Genomic DNA, 19,626 nt, shown 5'->3' on the forward strand with positions numbered 1-19,626 from the left:
GCGTATTCAACACCGCCGGTTAACGCCTCAACAGCGACGCATCTGAGCGGATCGGTTGCCCGCTACTAGTTATCAAGTTCATAATCTTAGCGTCTCCATTCGGTCCGTTTGCCAAAGGTCAGATTCTCAGACGTTTTAGCCGATTGCGGACAAGCGTCTGACGTGTGCCTTGCTGTTGAACATTTCCATATCAATGTGCATCGCACTGCTGCATCCCCAAGCCACCTCAATTGCGACTTTGTACCTACAGTGCCATAAACGGTTCGGAGGTTTGCGAGGCCCTAAGCTAACAGAGTGATGGCCACACACGTGGCCAAGCCAACCACGAGATTCATCGGCAATCCGATCCGCACGAAATCCATAAAACGGTAATTGGCCGCTCCGTAAACGAGTGTATTAGTTTGATAACCAATTGGTGTTGCGAAGCTTGCGCTGGCTGCGAACATTACCGCCAGAACCAATTGGCGAGCATCTAAGTCCAGTGCTTCAGCCAAGCCGATCGCTATCGGTGTCATGATCACAGCCACGGCGTTATTGGTAACGGTCTCTGTAAGGACGCTGGTGACCGCGTATATGGCCAGCAGCAAAAGAAGCGGCGAAGCGACTGAAAACAGCGGTTGGAGCCAGTCTACGAGCAGTTCGACCGTACCTGCATTTTCTAGGCCTTTGCCGAAGGCCAACATGCCGAATATCAAGACAAGGGTACTTCCATCGAGTGACCCCCAAGCTTCCTCCGGCTCGATGCATTTGGTGAGCAACACGACGCCCACGCCTGCCAGCGCCAAGCCTTCGATGGGAAAGCCGAATATTGCAGCCATGACGACCACCCCAGCTAGTGTCGCGATGGCGATGGGCGCCCGCATACGCCTGAATGCACGCGCAGGCGCTTCGCTTACATCACTCAGGCCCACATTGCTCTGAAGTGCCTGTGCCCCGTCACTTCCGGTAGCGATCAGCAGACGATCGCCCGCCCGGACCCGGACATTCGGAAGGTCCGGTCCCGCAAGATGTCTCGGCCGGGACACGCCGAGAACTCTAACCTTCAACCGGGAAAGGAGTGGGATTTCTGCCAGCCGCCGCCCGATAATAGGATGTGAGGGACCTATGACTGCCTCGATCAGCTTCAAGTCGTCCGGCCTATTGGGCCCGGCCGTTGTGATACCGCCGCCAACACCGGTCAGGCCGGTGCGAAAATCGAAAGCCTCGGCAAGCGACGCGAGTTCTGCCGGACTGGCTGCTACGATAAGCTGATCACCAGCTTTGAGTATGCAATCCTCGAAACTGTGTCGTTCGATTGAGCGCCCTCTTTGAAACCCGACTATGCGCAGACCTGGCCGGCGGGAGATAGCCAATTCACCTATTCGCCTACCTATGAGCCCGCTGGTACTCTCGAGGATTAGGTGGGAGAGGTAGGAATCACTTTCTCCCTGTTCGTCGAGCGCGTGTGGCGGCCGGTCAGGCAACAGAAACGGACCAAGAATACCGAGGACGACGAGCCCCGCTGCTCCTGCAAAAAGGCCAATCGTGGTCATCTCGAATATGCCGAATGCAGCCAGGCCCTGATCCTGCGCTACCCCGTCGACCAGGAGGTTCGTCGAAGTGCCGATCAAGGTAAGTGTACCGCCCAAGATCGAAATGTAGGACAGTGGTATGAGCAACCGGGTGGATGCCACGCCCAGAACCCGCCCCAGGCGCTGCACGATGGGGATCATAACAATTACGACGGGGGTGTTGTTCATAAACGCCGAGGCCACAATAGTGCCACCACCGATTTCCGCTATCGCAACGCGAGGTTTCCGCAGCGTGCGCCTGATCACCCAGCCCGAAATCTCTTCGAGCGCTCCGGTACGAAGGAGAGCACCGGACAGAATGAACATCGCTGCAATTGTGATTGGCGCCGGGTTCGCAAATACCGCGAGAGCTTCATCAACCGGTAGAAAGCCAAGCACCATCATTGCGATACCGCCGAGAACCGCAATAACCACTGGGGGGCGCCGTTCGAGGGCGAAGGCGATGAAAACGCCCACAAGCACCCCGAGACCAATCAGGGCCGAATAAATCGCTACGACATCTCTGAAGCTGTTCAGCATATCAGGTGGTTTATCGTGGCTTCAGCCACATCCTCCAGCAAGAGCGTATGCAACCCTTGGCAACGAACTTTTAACGCACAGGTTACCATGAGCGGCAAACCTGCAATAATGGGGCGCGGATTTTAGATTGCCGCAATCCCGACGAAAAAGGTCTCACAGATCCGAACGCTATCCGATGCTCACATTTTCGATCTCATCTACTTCGCCGGTAGCGATCAATAGGCTGCATGGCAGTTCCCGGATAAGCTGGGAGCCAATCGAGCCGTTGAACCATCGTGCCAGCCAACCGTTTTCTGTATGACCGATTACGACCAAATCGGCATGAATTGATCTTGCATATGCAGCAATCTTGGTGACAGGACTGCCTTGCAAGATTTCAGCAAAAACCCTCATCCCTTTCTTTCGAAGGTCTTCGGCTTCTTTGTGCAAAGACCGCAGTAAACGATCCCGACCAGCGACCAGAAAGTCGTCTTGCGGATATGGATCAGCCATGGCTGTGGTGGGAATGATGGAAACAACGCCGATAAGGTAAATCTCTGCGCGATATGCGAACGCAAGACTTGCGGCCTGCTTGAGAGCGAATGTTGATTCCTTCTTGCCGTCGTAGGCCACGATCACTCTCTCGAACACGGTGATCTCCTCTCTAGAAATCAGTTGCTATCGGTCATGATGGACGCTTTCTTTATCTCAGGATATCAAATTGTCTTCCGATGCGGGATCCATAACTCTATTCAGTTTGAGCCGCGCTTCCGCTGTGATCACTTCCGCAATCTCCGCGTAGAGATCCGCAAAGGCCGCTGCCGGACGCCACACGGCACCGATGCTGCGAAATACGTCCCACCCCGGCGGATTGGTGACCGTCACCATATCGAGACCACCCGCACCTGACCTGATGTACAGTTCGGGGAGAATTGCCAGGCCAACGCCCGAACCCACCATCTGCTGTAGGGCATCGAGACTCGTGCCTTCGTAATCTGACAGAATAGTTGCGCCGAGCTTACGGCAGATATCTTCAAGTTGCCGGTGGTAATGATGGCGGTGGTCGAGAGTGAGAAACGTGCGATCTGCAAAATCTTTCTTGGAGATCCGATCGCTTGCGTTGAGAACATCGTCCGGCGGTGCGACAATGTGCAAAGGCTCCCGAAATAACGGTTCAATATGCAGACCGCGCCCTTCGACGGGCAGGGGCGAAAGTACCATGTCGAGTTGTCCTGCAGCGAGTTCGGCGTGCTGTTGTTCCGGAATACCTTCTCGAATGAATAGCCGCATGTCTGGATAGCGCTCGTGCAGCCGTTTGATTACCGCAGGCATCAGGTAAGGACCAAGAGTCGGCGTGACGCCAAATCTGATCGAGCCCACTAATCGATTTGCAATACGATCAGCAACGTCGCCAAATTCGCGGGCCGCGCCAAGGACCGCAAGTGCTGCAGGCAGAAGCTCTCGACCACTTGGCGTTAATTGCATTCCCTTCGGCACACGTTCGAAAAGCCTTAAGGCCAGCTCCTTTTCAAGAGCTATCAATTGTTGACTTAATGCGGGCTGGCTCAGGCCGAGACCTTGTGCGGCCTCTCCCATATTCTCAGTCTCTGCCAGCTTTGCGAATATCGCGATCTGCTTGAGCGTGGGCATGAATTGCCATTAGCAAAACTTATCGCGGACCTGCAATTGTTCGAATTGGATAATCGTCCGGCTTAGGTCTAGGTTTTCTTGGTCAAACTACGGAGATTAACATGACCCATATGTCCCCTGACGAAAAGATCATGAAACCCTATCTGCTCAAGCTCACGCGCGAGCATCGTGCGCTCAATCGTATGATTGACACTGCGAAGTCGCTCGGCGCCAGCGAGGAAATGAAGTCGATGAAACGACTGCGTTTGCATATCAAAGACAAGATCGCTGCGCTGCAACGCCACTATTACGGACGTGGTGTGACCGGATGACCCGGCGCGGCGACTGTGCTTTTCCCATTCCCCTGGGCCGTCGCTGCTCCCTTCTTGTCATAACCCGAACGGACTCCCTTCCTGTCGAAAGCCTGTGCGATTTCGTGCCCAACGTCGCACTAACCACACTCGGGACCTTCGCCGCTGTCCCGTTCGGCGCGCCAAGCGGATCGCCGGTCGCTACTGTAGGGGGCATGATCGCCCCGAGGACAGCAGCGCGCATAGACACGGAGGCATACCGCGCATGATGGCAGCTATAATCCTTGTAGTCGTTGGGCTGGTCCTTCTGGTCGCAGGCGGAGAGTTGCTTGTTCGCGGAGCCGTCGGGCTGGCCGAAAAGGCAGGGGTCAGCGCTCTGATCATCGGTCTCGTCATCGTCGGCTTCGGCACTTCCATGCCTGAACTGGTGACCAGCGTCGAAGCCGCAATGTCAGGCTCCCCAGCGATTGCATGGGGAAACATCGTCGGTTCAAACATCGCCAACAGCTTGCTTATCTTGGGGACCGCCGCTCTCGTGGCACCGCTCGCAATCGAAAGTCGAAATCGGTGGCGGGATCCGGCGGTCGCGCTCGGCGCCAGTCTGGTTCTTTTACTGCTTGCGGCCTCGGGAACGGGGAGCGTCTTCATAGGCGTCGCACTTATCGCGGGCCTAGGCGGCTATATCTCCTGGTGTTATCGCGAAGAGCGACTTGCCGAGCCAGAAGTTCTGCACAACGCACCCCACGACCGGGCTCTAGCCCTTGAGATAACGGATAAGGGCCTGCATCCTGCCAAGGACGGATGGGCCAGACCGGTCCTTTTTACATTGCTGGGCCTAATGGTCCTCATCGGCGGTGGTAGGTTGCTGGTTACTGGCGCTATCGATTTGGCACGCTTCGCCGGTTTGACTGAAACGCTAATCGGTCTGACGATCGTAGCGGTTGGCACTTCTCTGCCGGAACTGGTCACTTCCGTAATAGCTGCGCGCAAGGGCGAGGTCGAAGTTGCATTCGGCAACGTCGTAGGTTCGAACATCTACAATATTCTGGGGATCGGCGGCGCCACCATGTTGCTCGCGCCGGGCGCGATTCCGGGCAACTTGCTGCCACTGGATATCGGGCTTGTTCTGATGTCCGCAGGCGCGATCCTGGCCTTCGCTATCTTCCGAGATGTGCGGCGTCTGCCCGCCGTCTTACTGCTGGCAATCTATGCCGCCTATCTCGTTTTCCTGATCAGGAATGCATAAACTCAAGGAGAATGCCATGATTTCTCGACGCAATGTTCTAGCGGGTGCTACCGTGGCTGGCAGTGCCCTCACGTTAGGCGGCGGTGCCGCTGCCGCACAAACGGCGCGGCCCGCGCGCTTGGCTCCTGTCATCAACGGGAAGACCGCTCTTTCCCCGGATGAAGCGCTTGATCTTCTTGTCGAAGGGAATCAAAACTTCCTCAATGACGTTCCAACCTCTGCTCCGATAGGACGCGAACGCCGGCTCGAGATCGCACAAGGGCAAGCGCCTTTCGCAGCCTACGTCACCTGTTCCGACAGCCGTGTGTCTCCTGAAATCCTCTTCGGCCGTGGCCTTGGCGAGCTCTTCATCATCCGAAACGCGGGCAATACCGTGGATACGGTCGCGCTCGGTTCCATCGAGTATGCCGTTGCCGAACTGGGTGTGCCGCTTGTCGTGGTCATGGGACACGAAGCCTGCGGGGCTGTCAAAGCAGCCAAGGCCGTTGTTGACGACAACGCGACGTTTCCTGGCAGCATCGGGCGCATGATCGAACCGATCATTCCTGCCGTACTGGAAGTGCGCGGGCGCGAAGGTGATATGCTGGACCATGCCATCCGTGCCAATGTTTCCCGGGTAGTAAAGCAGTTGCGAACATCCACCGATCCGCTGCTGCTCAAACCGCAGGAGACCGGTAAGCTGAAGGTAGTTGGGGCTCATTATGATCTCGCCACGGGCGCGGTCGATTTCTTCGACCGGCCCTGACACCTTTAGCGGAGCGTCTGGTTTTCGGTGGCACGCCAATACCGGATCAAATAGAGCGCGCCCCTTCCTGTCGTGGGATCTCTGCTTACCCTCGGAATGCGGACCCGTTCCCGTTCATACAGACACTGTAAACAACGATGTAAGCGATCGAATGGTTTGCGGAATGTCGGCTTGCATGGTTCTGGCACTCAGAAGCGGACTGCCTGCTGACGGCCCAAAGCTGTCGGCGAATTGGGCTGATTGACTAAAATCAGGGTCTCCGCAGAGAAATTTCCCAATGATTTGAGTGCCCATTTTTGTCGTTTATGGGGCACCACTTTTCAGGAACCGCAGAAAACCGCCATTTCTTGGCCACCCCACTCCTGACTGCTGAGAACTTTCGAAAGAGACCGGCGCGGCTATGTCCGCTTTGCGCCCTCATTTCGGTCATTCGGGAGGCTCGCGCGGTGACTTGTAAGCAGTCATTTATTCGCATGGGGGAAAAGCAACCCGCGATGATTTGAGATGGCCGCCGACGGAGTTTTATATGATCCGGAAGCGATCGTTGAAGCTTCAATTTTTACGAAAGCCAGAGACGTCGAGCGAGAGGGAAGAATATATCCGCGTACAGTGTAGGTTCGGCTAGCCTCAAAGTGTTCTTATAATTAACCCGAGTGCTCGACGAAAGCGTTAAGGGGTGGCTAGGCCGCTGTTCGCTCGCTTATATCCGCACAGACTTTTACGGATAATCTATTCCGGAACCGTTACGATCCGGCTGGAGCGAGTCCCTGCAGGCCCAACCACCCGAACCTTCACATGCCCGCCTTCTGCAGATGCGCACTGCGAAGCTGGCTGCCAGCCTGATCGCTCACCCGATCCCATGTCACATTGGATCTCGAGACCCGGCAGGGCAGCATTGAATCTGATAAGATCGCCATCCTTAGACACGCCCGGCGGCGGTAATCGATAAGACCATCCGGCTTTCGTAAGCTTGGCGAGCTCCTTTGCTGACAAGATCGACGCGAAGCGATTCCAGTCGGCGTGCATGGCCGCAGCCAGATCGGTCTCGTCTGCCTTGCCCACGCCATCCTCCAGCTCCCAGTCCGCGCGGTGCCAGGCCTTCTCGGCTAGCGCCAGCATTCGAGGGAAGAGCTGGTATCCTAGCGTTTCCCTGTCCCGGATCGTTTCGGACCAGACCTGCCCCTGAATTCCAGCAAACCGATGGCGAGGGCGCTCAAGAACAGGTTGCTCTATCGGTTGCCCGTCACGGTCTCGCCAATAGCTTGCCGTCGCCGTAAGGTTCTCCGGCATCATGGAGAAGAGCTTGCGCGTGGGTGCGCTGCGAATGGCCCAGTAATACCCGCCCTCCTCCGGGTGCGCGGCGTAGGGCATATCGAAGTAAAGGGCATCGGGTATCGAGAGCACGACGTCCCAGCCGAGATCCGCGTGATCCTTCGCCGACTTGGCCGCCCCCCAGGCAAGAGTGTCCCAGATGTTCGACTGAAGAGTGGGAGGCAACCGCGCGGGGTCGGCGCGGGAGAGCCCGTCGCTCCAGGCGCCCGGCATGACCCCGCGCTCGCTGGCCATGCTTGCCACGCGCTCGACGAAGTAACCCGCCAAATCCTGCGCGGAGGAAGGGGCATCCGGTTGCGCCAGAAACACTGCGCACATTGGGGACTCGGTCCATGCGCCCGCCGTCTCGTCCGCACCGATATGGAACCGCTGGAGCGGTTGCCCCGCCGCGGCGTGCATTTCGGCGACGCGATCGAGAACGTGACCGACGAACTTGTAGGCCGAAGGGCGGCACACATTTATGGCGTTGTCCGAATAGTGCTGGATACTGTCATAGATCGTGCGATCGTCCGGATCGCTGAGCAGATATTGCGAAGCCAAATCCTCGCTCGCGCCTTCGGCCCTCATGCGTTGGTAGCGCGCCTCCATTGCCTTTACCGCAGCGCGCGCGTGGCCAGGCATGTCAATCGCGGGGATGATCTCAATGTGCCGCGCAGCGGCGTAGCTCACCAGGCGCACATATTCCTCTTTGGTTAGGTACCCGCTGCCCGAAGTCCCCGCATCGGGTCCGCTCCCAAGCTGCGGCAATAAGCAGCGCGTTTCGCCAGGGTCGTAACAGCGGCGCGATCCCACATCGGTCAGTTCCGGCAAACCCTCGATTTCAAGTCGCCAGCCCTCGTCGTCGGCAAGATGAAGATGCAGCCTGTTGAGCTTGTAAGCCGCCATCTGATCGATCAGGGCGCGGATCGTTTCGAGCCGCTGGAAATTGCGCGCGATGTCGAGGTGCTGGCCCCTGAAGGCGAACCGCGGGGAGTCCTCGATATGCAGCGCGGGTATGCTGCTAGCGCCGGGTTTGATCAGCGCCGCGAGGCTCTGTAGCCCGTAGAAAGCGCCCGCCGAATCGCTCGCGCGGATCGTCACCGCTTCGGGCGCAGTCGTCATATCATAACCCTCGGTTTCGATCCCGAGCGACGGATCGACCTTCACAAGCAGCGGCACACCCTGTTCCGACCGGACGAGCCCCAGATCAGAGAGCCGCTTCAACGCGGCTGCCAATTCGGCTTCCACAACGCCTGTCAGGACTGGCGCGATACCCCGCGAGAGATCGACGCGCATGTTGCCACCGCTCTTCACCCGCATCGGGGTGGGTATGATTCCGCTATCGACGGCCTCCGAGACGAACTGCGTCTCTACATTCTGCCGATATGTGACCTCTGGCGTTTCGATCGGGGTCACGTCTTCGGGGGCCCGCTTCAGGTCGGAAGGCAAAGGGGCTAGGAACGGCAGGGCTTTGCGCCCCGTCGCTTCGACCGGTACTTCCTTTGTGGACTCGATCAGCGCAGCCTGACCCCTGGCATCGACCACGAAGTAATTCGGCATGATCTTGGCGCGCGTCAAAAGCGTGCCTTGAACGACGAAAGGAAGCGTGACCGGCGCACGCGGGCCGATCGCCGCAGCGGAGCCGGAAATGGTAAGCTCGTGCAGATCTCCGTTTACATGCGCAAGGCGAACCGATCCGGCCCCGCCGACCTGCGTAACGGGGTCGACCTGGCTGAAAAAGATCTTGCTGCCTGTCAGATCGATTGGGCGATCGCTGGCGATCGAAAGCTCGGCCTCGTAGCACGCATCCCCAGTCTTTTCGGAAGCGCCGGGAACCGTGCAGCCGCCTTCTTCGCGATTGGCTAGAACGCGGTAAGTGATCTGCAATGCCGATCCGATGGCGTCGGCACGCGAGTCCTCGGCCTCCGGTGCCATGGTGGAACACCCACTGAGGCCGATTGCAATTAGCACTGCAAGGGAGGATTTAGCCATGAACCTTCGCCCCGTCGATCCAGGTCGATCTCACATGCATTTGCTCGTCCAGCACGACCAGGTCTGCCCGTGCTCCCTCCCGGATCGTACCCCGGTCGTCCGCTATGCCGATGAAGGCAGCGGGGTTTCGCGACGCCATAGCGCTGGCCTGTCCGATATCGACGTCCAGCATCGCTACCGCGTTACGCAAGGCCCGGGCCATGTCGAGATCGGATCCGGCGAGGGTGCCATCATCGGTGATGCAGATGCCGTCTTCCACATGAATCCGGCGACCCTGAAGCATGAAACTTCCATCCTCCATTCCGACCGACGGCATTGCATCGGTCACGAGGATGAATTTGTCTATCGGCTTGCAGCGCATGGCCAGCTTCATCGTGACCGGCGATACGTGGTGTCCGTCCACGATCAACCCGCACCAGCTTTCGCGATCCTCCAGCGCGGCGCCAACCACTCCGGGCTCGCGGCTGTTAAGCGGCGACATCGCGTTGAACAGATGGGTAAACCCGGTAACGCCAGCCTCCAGAGCGGCGCGCATTTGTTCGTAACTTGCATTCGTGTGGCCAGCGCTGACGACCGCGCCCCGCGCCCTCAATCCGGCAATGACCTTGGGCGCTGCGCGCTCGGGCGACAAAGTCACCATAGTACGGCCATGCTTCAAACTCGACATCAGGTCGATATGCCGTTCCTCGAATTCGCGAAACTTGGTTTCGTCATGTACGCCCTTGCGATCGGTACTGAGGAACGGGCCCTCTAAGTGGATGCCCGCGATGCCGCACACGCCCGCTTCAATCGCCGCGTCGACGGCGATTATCGCGGCCTCGATCTTGTCCAGCCCATCGCTGATGAGGGTGGGGAGCAGCGTAGTGGTCCCAAAACGCGCGTGGGTGTCCGCAATCAGCCGGATCGTTTCAACGCTGGGGTCGGCATTGAACAGGCGCCCGCCGCCACCATTGACCTGTACGTCGATGAAACCGGGCAGCACGATGCCGCCGTCCAGATCGACGACTTCGGCAGCCATGGCGACTGCACCTGCAGCCTCGCCCGCATCGCAAATGGCGACGATCCGGCCATTGTCGATGGCCAGAGCCTTTCCGCTTTCAAGAGCACCGTCCAGCAGCACCTGGCCGCCGACTAGGAGAGTTGCGCTCATGTGGTCTCGGTCACTTTCATCAAATTCGGCGGAGCGTCAGGATTTTCGCCCAGCCTCGCGGCACAGGCATTGGCCAGGCGGTAGAACGCCTGTGCCAGCAATATTGGCTGAAGACGTGCATCCTCCGGAAGCGAAGGAAGGGAGATGCAGCCCTGCGCTTGTGCCCCGGCAAGAAACACGCGCGCGCCCATTTCGGCAAGTCTGGTGCAGGTTTCGCAAACGCTTTCCCGCGAAGCGTCATCTTGCGCCAAAGCGAGTATTGGAAAGCCATCCCGCACCACCGCGGCCGGGCCATGCAAAACCTCCGCAGAGCTATAGGCCTCGACATGGATCCGGCACGTTTCCTTGAACTTCAGCGCCGCTTCCTGCGCAATTCCGAGCCCGGAGCCCCGGCCAATCACGAACAGGCTACGCGCGCCGATCATGCCGTTCTCGGCCTCGCTCCAGTCCAGCGCCCACGCGCGCGCCATCGCCTCCGGCAGGCGGTCGATCGCCGCTTCCAACTCCGCGTCCTGCGACCATGAGGCGACGATGCGTGCGCTCAGCGCGAGCGAGGCGAGATAGGACTTGGTCGCGGCCACCGCGGTTTCCGGGAAAGCACATAGTGGCGCGACCAGTTTCGCCTCCTTGGCCAATGGCGAAGCGGTGTCGTTGACCAAAGCAATGCTTAAAGCCCCTCCTCGCGACGCGCTCTGGGTCGCAGACACGAGGTCCGGGCTCATGCCCGACTGGGAAATCGCGATGCAGGCGGCACCGCGCATCGTGCTGTGCGCTTCGTAGACCGAACTGACCGATGGCGCGAACGATGCAACAGGCGCGCCGGTGGCGGTCTCAATCAGATATTTCGCGTAGGTTGCGGCGTGATCGGAACTACCGCGCGCAATTGTTGCCACAAGGCGCGGAGAGAGGTCGCGCAAGGCTGTTCCGATCTCTGCCACCGCCGCCGCAGCCTCGTCCGCCTGTCGAGCCACGCAGCTAGGCGCCTCGCCTGCTTCGCGGTACATTTGCGTGTCCGATGGATCCACCGTCAGCCCCTCATTTCCCAAGATTAAGTTCGGCAACGAAGTCATATGCGTCGCCGCGGTAATAGGACCTTGTCCATTCCACCGCGCTTCCGGCCGAATTATAGCCAATGCGTTCGATCAGCAGCCCGGCACTTGATGCCGGAACGTCCAGCAGTTCGGCCTGCTCTGCGCTGAAAAGCACAGCCCTCAGCCGCTGAAGAGCGCGGACGGGATTGTGATTCCGGGCGCGCAGGGCGGCATAAAGCGACTCCTCCACTACAGCGCCCGACCCAAGGCACTCTGCAGGTATCGTTGAATATTCCAGCGCCATCGCGACGTTGTCGGCAAAGCGGATACGGTTGAAGCGATAGACTGCCGTTCCGGGACTGAGCGAAAGGCTGAGCGACTCCTCTGGCGTCACGCTTCCCTTTTCGCGGACCAGCCAGTCGCTGCGCACCTTGCGCCCGCGCGCAGCCATATCCTCCGTAAACGACGTCAGCGTGGCGAAACTCTTTTCCACGCGGCCCGCCACGAACGTTCCCGAACCGCGCTTGCGCACCAGCATTCCATCTTCGACCAGACCGTCAATGGCCTTGCGCACGGTAACGCGGGAAATCTCGAGTCGCTCGGCGATATCACGCTCGGACGGGACGGGGTCGTCGGGTTCCCACGCGTGCGAATCGATGTTCTCGCGCATCGCCTTTTTCAACCGCTGGTAGAGCGGCGTTGCCTCACTGGTATCAAACCTGTGCTTGAGATCGATCAACGTCTGCAACCCATCAAAACCCTTGTATTGCGTGAGTCGCCCAAAATGGCGGGCGCTAATGTACTCATTTAAGAGTAATACCAATACCTAAATTATTCCACATATGCAAGGATTGGTTATCGTTTGGTATTGCTTATAGCAACAATATTGTCGTAAACCTGTTCTCAACGCTGGATTGCTTCGCCTTCGTCCGGATCGGTGAAACACGATGCAAGCGGATTACAGGGAGGTTTCAATGAAGAAGTCAGTTTGGACCCTTGGCGCAACGGTCTCGGCAATCGCCCTTTCGGGCCCGGCGGCCTACGCACAAGATACCACGGAGAATGAGAACGAGGTTGGGAAAACGATTGTCGTGACCGGCATTCGCGCATCTCTCGAGGACGCGATAAATATCAAGCGTAATGCCGACGCGATCGTCGATGCCATCTCGGCAGAGGACATCGGCAAGTTCCCCGACCGAAACGTGGCCGAATCGCTGCAGCGCGTGCCGGGAGTAGTAACGAACCGAGAATTCGGCGAAGGCGAGCGCGTCTCGCTCCGCGGCCTCGCCCCCAACCAGACCCGCACGCTGGTCAACGGTCACGCCGTTGCCACCGCAGACTGGTTCGTTCTCGATCAGCAGGCTGCCACACGCAATTTCAACTACTTGGTCCTGCCATCCGACGTGGTGGGCGAGCTACAGGTATTCAAAAGCCCGACTGCCGACATCGAGGAAGGTGGAATCGGCGGCACAATCAATGTGCTGACGCGTAAGCCGCTGGACATCGATCCCCTCGTCGCCACAATCTCGGTTGAGGGCGCGTATACCGAAAAGGCAGATTCCCTAGATCCGCAGGTTTCCGGCGTGCTGAGCTGGTCGAACCCCGCAGGCACGTTCGGCGTACTCGCCGCGGCGGTCTATCAAAAGCGTAACATCCGCCGGGACGGTTTCGAAATCCTCGGTTACGATAGCGCACTCGATCCATCGGGGCAGGAACTGCAGGTTCCCACCCTGATCGGCTCCGCCCTGTTCCTTCAAGAACGCGAGCGATACGGCGGCAATCTCGAACTGCAATTCCGCCCCAACGACCAGCTCGAGTTCGGCATCAGCGGGCTGTGGACCCGCTTCAACGCCAACAATACCAACTATAACTATCTCGCTTGGCCAGCCCGTTCGGGTCTGGGCGGTACCAACGGCGTTACGCTGACCGAGACTCAGGTTGAGGGGGATACGGTGGTCGCGGGCCGCATTGAGGGCATCGCGGAGGCAGGGGGATTCGGTCAAGTTTACGACATCTTTGATCGTGAAGCCTTTGCCGAAACCAAGTATATTGCAGGCAACCTCTCTTATGAGACCGGTGGCGGCCTGACTATCACTGGGCAGGTGGGCTACACCGAGGCGCAAGGCGACACGGTGCGCCAACCCTTTGTCGAATTTCTGGGTAACAGCGATTTCAGTTTCGACCTGACGGGTCGAGCGCCGGTCGTGTCCTTCGATACCGTCGACCCTGCAGTTCCCAATGATCTCGCTTTCGAATTTGCGTCGAACCATTCGATCGGGAATGACGATAGCGAATTCTTCTCATACCTCGACTTCGAGCAAGAGCTCGATCTCGGCGTGCTCCAAATGGTCAAGACAGGCTTCAAATATACCGAGCACGATCGGACGACCGATTTCCAAGCCACCACTTATGGTGATTTCTTCATTCCCTTCCGCGATGGCGGCTGCGGCGGCGTATGCACTCCATCATCATTCGGGAGTGATCAGACGCCAGGCAATTATGCCGACAGTATCGCCCTCCCCGGCTCGCTCACGGATTTCTTCCTGCCGACGCCAGGCCTCATCCGCGATCAGATCGGGGCCTTCCCTGCGGCATCAGAGCGTCTTCCGCTCTATTCCGAAATCTTTTCGGTTAACGAGAAGACCTACGGCGGATACGTCATGGGCAAATTCGGCGGGGATGGCTGGCGCGGCAATGCAGGGTTGAGGATCATCCACACCGATCAGACTTCGAGTGGCTACATTCAGGGCGCCGAGGGTGAAGGCCAAGTTTCAAACGCCTATGGCGACTTCCTCCCGGTGACCGAGGAGCGCGGCTACACCGACTTCCTGCCCAGCCTGAACATGACGTTCGACCTTACAGACGACTTCATTCTGCGGGCCGCGGCCGCTCGCACTTTGACCCGCCCCGACTTCACCGACATCGCTCCGCGGGTGACGCTGAATCCAGGCGCGCTGACGGGATCGGGCGGCAGCGCCGATGTGGAGCCCTACCGCGCCAACCAGTTCGATCTGTCGTTCGAATACTATCTGCCCAATCGCGGACTGCTGGCGATGGCGCTCTATTACAAGGACGTGTCGAATTTTGTGACTGACCGCGTCTCCAATGAAAGTTTCGCGGTCGAGACGGCGGCCCCCGATCAGTCGCGCTGCGTTCCCACGCCGGGATCGACTAATCCCGATCTCTACGATTGTCAGTTCTCGATCAATCGCCGCGCCAACGGCGGTTCGGCCGAAGTGAAGGGTGTCGAACTGATCGCGCAGATGCCGATCTATGGCAATTTCGGGATCAACGCGAACTACAGCTATTCGGATGCGAAAACGGACAATGGCGATCCCGTACCAGGCAATTCGAAGCATGCCTTTCAGGCAGGTGGTTACTACGAGGACAGCTTCATGAGCGCCCAGATAACTTATAACTGGCGCGATGACTTCTTCATCACCCTGGACCGCGCCACCTCGCTCAACCAAAAAAGCTTTGGTTCGCTTGATGCCTCGTTGGATCTGCGGGTGACCGAGTTCGCGACACTAACCTTCGACGCGGTCAATCTGACTAATGAGAAGATCGTGCAGTTCGCGGGCGAGGAATTCAGGCCGCGCGCTATCTACGATAACGGCCGCTACTTCTTCTTCGGCGCCCGTTTCGAATATTGATGCAGGTTCCTTCGCCCCGCTGATAGGATTATCGGCGAGGCGAGATCCTTGCGCTCTTGCAGACCTCTGGGGAGACATGTGTGGCAGTATCGACCTCCTCGACCGGAGCGGAATGGCCGATGATCTGCGCGCCGTGCGCGGGATGGGTAGTTCCGCTCGACCAGGTCCCCGACCCAGCCTTTGCCTCTGGTGCGCTAGGCTCTGGTCTGGCGATCGAGCTTCTGGGCGAAACCATACAGTCTCCTTGCGATGGGCTGGTCGCCGCAGTCGCAACTGCCCGGCACGCTGTGACGATCGAAGTGGGTGACGGGCGGCAGATCCTCATCCACTGCGGTATCGATACGGTCGCGCTGGGCGGCTCGCCTTTCGCGATGCTGGTATCGGAAGGCGACACGGTTATGGCCGGCGACCCATTGATGCGGGTCGACCTCCCCGCCGTGGCTCGCGCCGGTAAAAGCTTGGCCACACCGATCATCGTGCCGGATACTGAACCCGGCGACATCGAAGCACAGGGTGCATTTCCCCGATCCTGCGAAGCGGGTGATCCACTTTTCCGGATTATCGGTTCAGAGAAAGCGGCAGATCGGGCCGATCCGCCTGCGGGCATGTCGGAAGAACGCAATGTGATCCTGCCACTCCCGCACGGTCTTCATGCACGCCCTGCCGCCACGATTGCTGCCGAAGCAGCGCGGTGGGACGCGCTGGTAGAAATCGCACTTGGCGCCAAGATCGCCGACGCGCGTAGTACCACATCGCTGATGAAGCTCGGCGCCAGCCATGGCGCGTGCCTGACAGTGCGAGCGGGTGGCAGCAATGCCGCGCAAGCTCTGGATGCTATCGTAGCGCTGATAGAATCCGGCGCGGGCGACGTTATCGAAGGCGATACCAAGGCGGCATTCGCGCCCGCCAGTCCCAAGCTCCACTTGGCCCCGCAGCGCCTGCAACCGCAAGCGCCGCAAGGGACGATAGCAGGGGTCGCCGCAGCGCCGGGTCGGGCGCTGGCGAGGGCTTTCCACCTCCATCGCTCGAGACTGGAAGTGACCGAATCCTCGCAGGACGCCGATGTCGAGCATCAACGCTTCGCCGATACGATAGTAGATCTTCGCGAGAGCCTCGATGCCGAGAGCGACGGCTTCGGCGCCGCCATCGCCACCGCGCATCTCGCCATTCTTGACGACCCAGTCCTGCTCGACACGGTGAAGACGCGGATCGAGGACGGCGCAAGTGCCGCGATGGCCTGGCAGAATGTCATGAGCCAGCAGGAAGCGGAAATGCGCGCTCTCGCGGATAGCCACCTCGCCGACCGTGCCGACGACTTCGCCGATCTGCGCCAACGGGGTCTGCGCTTGTTCATGGGCGAGGCGGATGAGGTGATGGCTCCGAGAGGTTCGATCGTCATCGCGAACGACCTCTACCCGTCCGATTTCCAGACGCTGATGGCGTCCGGCATCGGAGGCATCGCGACGATGGCCGGCGGCCCGACATCACACCTCGCCATCCTGGCGGCATCGGCGGGCATTCCCATGGCGGTCGCCTTCGGCAAACCGCTGTTGAACGTGCCCGATGATAGCCCAATTCACCTCGACGGGAACACGGGCCTGATTCGTCACGGCTTGTCCGAGGCAGAGCAGCGCGACCTTTCCCGCGATATCGAACGCCGCAGTGCCGCTCATGAGACGGCGCTGCGGCAGACCATGACGGATACCCGGCTTGCCAGCGGGGAGCGGATAGAGGTCTTCGCCAATCTCGGAAGTGTCGCTGATGCGAGCGAGGCGGTCCGCCTGGGGGCTGAGGGTGCCGGCCTGCTACGCACCGAATTCCTCTTCCTGCACCGCGACGCACCTCCATCCGAGGAAGAACAAGCGCAGATCTATGGCGAGATCATGGACTCCTTTGGCGACCGGCCGGTCATCATCCGGACGTTGGACATCGGCGCCGACAAACCGGCCAACTATCTTGCGCTGGAGCCGGAAGAGAACCCCGCGCTGGGTCTGCGCGGGATCCGCATCTCGCTGCGCTTTCCCGACTTGCTGGAAAGTCAGCTACGCGCCATCCTGCGCGCGGCGGGATCGCGCCCCACCCATATCATGGCACCCATGATCACCTCCGCAGAGGAGTTCGACACGCTTCGCGCGATTGTCGATAGCATTCGCGAAGACATGATGCATTCTGCGCAAGTGCGGCTCGGCGCGATGATCGAGACGCCTGCAAGCGCCTTGCTAGCCGATGCACTGGCGCGAAGGGTAGACTTTCTGTCGCTGGGCACGAACGATCTCACGCAATATGCGCTGGCCGTCGACCGGACCAATCCGGCGCTTGCCGGAATGCTCGATCCCCTTCACCCAGCCGTCCTGCGCCTAATCGCCATGACCGGCGAAGCGTGCTCCGCCCAAGGCGTTCAGTTGGGCGTCTGCGGAGGCGCCGCAGGAGACCATCTGGCCGCGCTCATCCTAATTGGATTGGGCGTAACCGAGCTGTCGGCAAGCGCCGCGCGCATCCCCGAGCTCAAGCAGCATCTGCGCGGGCTAACGCTCGATCAGTGCCGCGCGGCTGCAAAAGCAGCTGTGGTCTGCGAGAGCCCACAGGAAGTGCGGAGCACCGCCAGCCGCCTGCTAGAACTGGAAGAGGTATAGCCATGAGGGAGCGCGTTTTCACCGCCGTGCAGCAGTTGGGCCGTTCGCTAATGCTGCCTATCGCGGTGTTGCCGGTGGCCGGTCTGCTCCTGCGCCTGGGCCAACCCGACCTGCTAGACATCACATTCGTTTCGGCGGCGGGCGAAGCGATCTTCGCAAATCTGGGATCGATTTTCGCAATCGGCGTCGCGATCGGCTTTGCACGAGACAATCACGGGGCAGCGGGCTTGGCCGGCCTTGTAGCCTTTCTCATCGCGACCAACAGCGCTCAGGCGCTGATCGAAGCACCGTCCGACCTTCTCGCAGGACTCGACACCGAAGCGACCGCAAGAGCCATCGCCGATTTCCGCGCGGCGGCGATCGCCAAGCTGGGCGTGCCGCTGGGCATCTTGTGCGGCATTATCGGCGGGCAGCTTTTCAATCGCTTCGCCGAGATCAAGCTGCCGGACTTCCTGGCATTTTTCGGTGGGCGCCGCTTTGTGCCCATCGCAGCCGGCGGTGTGGCGCTTGTCCTCGGCTTCCTTTTCGGCGAATACTGGCACTACGTCGAAAGCGCGATCGACGCTGCCAGCCGCGGGATCGTAGGAGCAGGTGATATCGGCCTGTTCGTCTATGGCGCGCTCAACCGCCTGCTGATCGTCACCGGACTCCATCACATTCTCAACAATGTCGCTTGGTTCGTGATCGGTGACTACGATGGCGCGACGGGCGACTTACGCCGCTTTTTCGCGGGGGATCCGACTGCGGGGGCCTTCATGGCCGGGTTCTTCCCCGTGATGATGTTCGGAATGCCAGCGGCGTGCCTCGCCATGTATCGTGCAGCCCCGCCGGAAAGACGCAAAGGGGTGAGCGGACTCTACCTTTCGATGGCCCTTACATCCGCCCTCACCGGTATTACCGAACCGATCGAGTTCACATTCATCTTCCTCGCGCCGGTCCTTTATGTCGTGCATGCCGTGCTGACGGGCCTAGCGATGGTTGTCATGAACCTGCTCGACGTGAAGCTGGGCTTCGGTTTTTCGGCAGGCTTGATCGACTATGTCCTCAATTTCGGGATAGCCACAAATCCGCTCCTCCTGCTTCCGGTCGGAGCAGCCTATTTCGTCGCGTATTATTTCTCGTTCAGTTTCGTGATCAGGCGCATGAATCTCGCGACTCCTGGCAGGTTAGCGGTCGATGCGAACGTCATGCCGGATGCTGCAGCAGATGATACCGAGCTTGCCGGGGAATGGCTTCGCGCCCTCGGAGGCGAAGGAAACGTCCTGCAGTTGGGCGCATGCACCACTAGGCTGCGTCTTGTTCTCGCCGATAGCGGGATGGCCGACGAACCCGCGCTGAAGAAACTCGGCGCTCACGGGGTCATCCGGCCGACGCCCGAAACGATGCAGGTTATCATCGGGCCGACGGCGGAACTGCTGGCCGGACGGATCGCGAAAGCCATGACTTCGCGAAGGCGAGACGCGGTCGAGATTTCCGCGACCACGCCAGCAGCATCGCCGCCCCCCTTCGAAGAGGCGGAGTTCTATGCCGCGCTGGGCGGCGAAGCGAACGTCACTGAACTGCTGCGGGCGCCCGGACGTATCATCGCCGACCTGATCGACCCTGCGAAGTTCGACCACGAAGCGTTGCCGAGGACATATCGCTACTTTCACACACGTGTTGTCGGGAACAAGTTTCTGCACTTGATGATCGATGAAAGTGCCTCGCAATCCATCCAGTCTTGAAGAATTTGGTGCCCCATTGGGTAAGCGCAATTTCTAAGATTGTGTGGATGTTCGATGATGGCATGCGCGATATGAAAATGATCGGTCTCATGACGATAGCAGTGAACGCCGAAAGCGGTAGTTCGTGCAACT

At 59.4% G+C, this 19,626-nt stretch carries 13 protein-coding genes; 6 read left to right on the forward strand and 7 right to left on the reverse strand.

Annotation, left to right across the window (positions count from 1 at the left end; genetic code table 11):
* Positions 1-281: 281 nt before the first annotated feature.
* From ACYQ0G_RS10950 to ACYQ0G_RS10960, 3 genes are all read right to left on the reverse strand, one after another.
* Positions 282-2,090: an SLC13 family permease gene (locus ACYQ0G_RS10950; protein ID WP_460102482.1), complete on the reverse strand. Its 1,809-nt coding sequence runs from the start codon at positions 2,088-2,090 to the stop codon at positions 282-284.
* Positions 2,091-2,258: 168 nt separating this feature from the next.
* Positions 2,259-2,720 (reverse strand): universal stress protein, encoded by a 462-nt coding sequence (locus ACYQ0G_RS10955; RefSeq protein ID WP_460102484.1) that lies wholly within the window; start codon positions 2,718-2,720, stop codon positions 2,259-2,261.
* A 57-nt stretch (positions 2,721-2,777) separates the two neighbouring features.
* Positions 2,778-3,719, reverse strand: coding sequence for a hydrogen peroxide-inducible genes activator (locus tag ACYQ0G_RS10960; protein WP_460102486.1), 942 nt, complete (start codon positions 3,717-3,719; stop codon positions 2,778-2,780).
* 101 nt (positions 3,720-3,820) lie between these two features.
* On the opposite strand from ACYQ0G_RS10960, the gene ACYQ0G_RS10965 reads away from it, so the two are divergent.
* The 3 genes from ACYQ0G_RS10965 (at position 3,821) to ACYQ0G_RS10975 (ending at position 6,000) form a co-directional block, all read left to right on the forward strand.
* Entirely contained in the window at positions 3,821-4,030 is a 210-nt protein-coding gene (locus tag ACYQ0G_RS10965) for an HP1242/YdcH family protein (protein ID WP_460102487.1), read from the forward strand.
* A 244-nt stretch (positions 4,031-4,274) separates the two neighbouring features.
* On the forward strand, positions 4,275-5,255 hold the full coding sequence (locus ACYQ0G_RS10970; protein WP_460102488.1) for a calcium/sodium antiporter: 981 nt from the start codon (positions 4,275-4,277) through the stop codon (positions 5,253-5,255).
* Between the two features lie 16 nt (positions 5,256-5,271).
* A complete protein-coding gene (locus tag ACYQ0G_RS10975; RefSeq protein WP_460102490.1) occupies positions 5,272-6,000 on the forward strand; it encodes a carbonic anhydrase in 729 nt (242 codons plus the stop codon).
* Positions 6,001-6,729: 729 nt separating this feature from the next.
* Here the strand turns inward: ACYQ0G_RS10975 and ACYQ0G_RS10980 are convergent.
* From ACYQ0G_RS10980 to ACYQ0G_RS10995, 4 genes are read right to left on the reverse strand one after another with little or no spacing between them, the layout of a single operon-like run.
* Positions 6,730-9,303: a family 20 glycosylhydrolase gene (locus ACYQ0G_RS10980; RefSeq protein WP_460102492.1), complete on the reverse strand. Its 2,574-nt coding sequence runs from the start codon at positions 9,301-9,303 to the stop codon at positions 6,730-6,732.
* The gene (nagA, locus tag ACYQ0G_RS10985) at positions 9,296-10,453 is read right to left on the reverse strand and encodes an N-acetylglucosamine-6-phosphate deacetylase (protein ID WP_460102494.1); all 1,158 of its coding nucleotides are present in this window, start codon (positions 10,451-10,453) and stop codon (positions 9,296-9,298) included. The genes ACYQ0G_RS10980 and nagA overlap by 8 nt, the downstream gene beginning before the upstream one ends.
* The gene (locus ACYQ0G_RS10990) at positions 10,450-11,457 is read right to left on the reverse strand and encodes an SIS domain-containing protein (RefSeq protein WP_460102496.1); all 1,008 of its coding nucleotides are present in this window, start codon (positions 11,455-11,457) and stop codon (positions 10,450-10,452) included. The genes nagA and ACYQ0G_RS10990 overlap by 4 nt, the downstream gene beginning before the upstream one ends.
* 31 nt (positions 11,458-11,488) lie before the next feature.
* Positions 11,489-12,223 (reverse strand): GntR family transcriptional regulator, encoded by a 735-nt coding sequence (locus tag ACYQ0G_RS10995; RefSeq protein ID WP_460102497.1) that lies wholly within the window; start codon positions 12,221-12,223, stop codon positions 11,489-11,491.
* A 235-nt stretch (positions 12,224-12,458) separates the two neighbouring features.
* Here ACYQ0G_RS10995 and ACYQ0G_RS11000 point away from each other — a divergent pair, with 235 nt between their 5' ends.
* The 3 genes from ACYQ0G_RS11000 to nagE all read left to right on the forward strand — a co-directional run bounded on the left by ACYQ0G_RS11000 (position 12,459) and on the right by nagE (position 19,494).
* The gene (locus ACYQ0G_RS11000) at positions 12,459-15,137 is read left to right on the forward strand and encodes a TonB-dependent receptor (RefSeq protein WP_460102498.1); all 2,679 of its coding nucleotides are present in this window, start codon (positions 12,459-12,461) and stop codon (positions 15,135-15,137) included.
* A gap of 80 nt (positions 15,138-15,217) precedes the next feature.
* The gene (gene ptsP / locus ACYQ0G_RS11005; protein ID WP_460102500.1) at positions 15,218-17,770 is read left to right on the forward strand and encodes a phosphoenolpyruvate--protein phosphotransferase; all 2,553 of its coding nucleotides are present in this window, start codon (positions 15,218-15,220) and stop codon (positions 17,768-17,770) included.
* A gap of 2 nt (positions 17,771-17,772) precedes the next feature.
* Positions 17,773-19,494 carry an N-acetylglucosamine-specific PTS transporter subunit IIBC gene (nagE, locus tag ACYQ0G_RS11010; protein ID WP_460102502.1) on the forward strand — a complete coding sequence of 574 codons (1,722 nt, stop codon included), beginning with the start codon at positions 17,773-17,775 and terminating at the stop codon, positions 19,492-19,494.
* Positions 19,495-19,626: the final 132 nt, after the last annotated feature.

The organism is Qipengyuania triglochinis (genome assembly GCF_054655615.1).

Excerpts from the sequence above, each read along its gene's own strand:
- ACYQ0G_RS10980 (WP_460102492.1), bottom strand. The coding sequence starts at position 9,303 with ATGGCTAAATCCTCCCTTGCAGTGCTAATTGCAATCGGCCTCAGTGGG.
- ACYQ0G_RS10970 (WP_460102488.1), top strand. The coding sequence starts at position 4,275 with ATGATGGCAGCTATAATCCTTGTAGTCGTTGGGCTGGTCCTTCTGGTC.
- nagA (WP_460102494.1), bottom strand. The coding sequence starts at position 10,453 with ATGAGCGCAACTCTCCTAGTCGGCGGCCAGGTGCTGCTGGACGGTGCT.
- ACYQ0G_RS10975 (WP_460102490.1), top strand. The coding sequence starts at position 5,272 with ATGATTTCTCGACGCAATGTTCTAGCGGGTGCTACCGTGGCTGGCAGT.
- ACYQ0G_RS11000 (WP_460102498.1), top strand. The coding sequence starts at position 12,459 with ATGAAGAAGTCAGTTTGGACCCTTGGCGCAACGGTCTCGGCAATCGCC.
- ACYQ0G_RS10950 (WP_460102482.1), bottom strand. The coding sequence starts at position 2,090 with ATGCTGAACAGCTTCAGAGATGTCGTAGCGATTTATTCGGCCCTGATT.
- nagE (WP_460102502.1), top strand. The coding sequence starts at position 17,773 with ATGAGGGAGCGCGTTTTCACCGCCGTGCAGCAGTTGGGCCGTTCGCTA.
- ACYQ0G_RS10960 (WP_460102486.1), bottom strand. The coding sequence starts at position 3,719 with ATGCCCACGCTCAAGCAGATCGCGATATTCGCAAAGCTGGCAGAGACT.
- ACYQ0G_RS10990 (WP_460102496.1), bottom strand. The coding sequence starts at position 11,457 with ATGTACCGCGAAGCAGGCGAGGCGCCTAGCTGCGTGGCTCGACAGGCG.
- ACYQ0G_RS10965 (WP_460102487.1), top strand. The coding sequence starts at position 3,821 with ATGACCCATATGTCCCCTGACGAAAAGATCATGAAACCCTATCTGCTC.